We start from the raw sequence: 830 nt of genomic DNA on the forward strand, positions 1-830 counted from the left end.
TCATTAGCAGGTACCATATTACTAAAGCTAAGTATTGCCGTGTCAGTGGCGCCATTATTATCAGTAATGGTGTAAGTTGCACTTGGCACTGGGCCTGTGTAATTAGTAGCAGGGGTAAAGGTAAAACTACCATCAGCATTAATGAGTAACGCACCGACGCCCGCAATGGTTGCTGTTGTTCCAGCGGTATAAACCGTGGTGTCCCCTGCAATAACAAACTGTGTCACATTAAGCGCGTCACCATCTGCATCGGTGTCGTTGGTTAATACATTACCAGTGGCTGGGGTATCTTCTGTTACTGAAATTGGGCCATCATTAACGGCAATAGGCGCATCGTTAACAGGGGTAATATCATTGAAACTCAATACCGCGATATCAGTGCCGCCATTATTATCAGTAATGGTGTAAGTTGCGCTTGGTACTGGACCGTTATAATCAGCCGCTGGGGTAAAGGTAAAACTACCATCAGCATTAATGAGTAACGCACCGACGCCCGCAATGGTTGCTGTTGTTCCGGCGGTATAAACCGTGGTGTCCCCATCGATAACAAACTGTGTCACATTAAGCGCGTCACCATCTGCATCGGTGTCGTTGGTTAATACATTACCAGTGGCTGGGGTATCTTCTGTTACCGAAATTGGGCCATCATTAACGGCTTCAGGCGCATCGTTAACAGGGGTAATATTATTGAAACTTAATACCGCAGTATCGATCCCACCGTTAGCATCGCTGACCGTGTAAGTTGCGCTTGGTACTGGACCGTTATAATCAGCCGCTGGGGTGAAGGTAAAACTACCATCAGCATTAATGAGTAACGCACCGATGCCCGC

At 47.0% G+C, this 830-nt stretch carries 1 protein-coding gene; it reads right to left on the reverse strand.

The features are described 5' to 3' along the window. On the reverse strand, nt 1–830 hold an 830-nt coding region (locus GQR56_RS21245; RefSeq protein ID WP_166115362.1), incomplete at both ends, for an Ig-like domain-containing protein.

Source organism: Pseudoalteromonas sp. Z9A5 (assembly GCF_011378875.1).
Lineage (GTDB): Bacteria > Pseudomonadota > Gammaproteobacteria > Enterobacterales > Alteromonadaceae > Pseudoalteromonas.